This window comes from Leadbetterella sp. DM7, from assembly GCF_040829825.2.
GTDB lineage: Bacteria > Bacteroidota > Bacteroidia > Cytophagales > Spirosomataceae > Leadbetterella.
The window spans coordinates 1-255 of the sequence record NZ_JBFOLH020000085.1; the positions used below are offsets into that span (position 1 = coordinate 1).

Below are 255 nucleotides of genomic sequence, written 5' to 3' on the forward strand. Positions count from 1 at the left end.
GTAGAAGTGGTCTATACGCATAACCGGGTAAGTATCTACCATAAATCCAAACTGCTGGCTACTCACCTAAGAACCCGTAAGAAACACGCCTATACCACTGTAGAGGAGCATCTGCCCTCCCGATACCGCGATTACAAAGATCGTAGCCCGGACTATTACCGAAACAGAGCCAAAGCCTATGGAGATGAGTTCTGTGAGCTGATTAACCGGATTCTGATGCGCAAAATGCATGTGGAACAGAACTACAAGAGTTGT

1 pseudogene is annotated in these 255 nt (G+C 46.7%); it reads left to right on the forward strand.

Annotated elements, in window-relative coordinates:
- Positions 1–255, forward strand: a pseudogene (locus AB2U10_RS19325) (hypothetical protein); the annotation flags it as partial.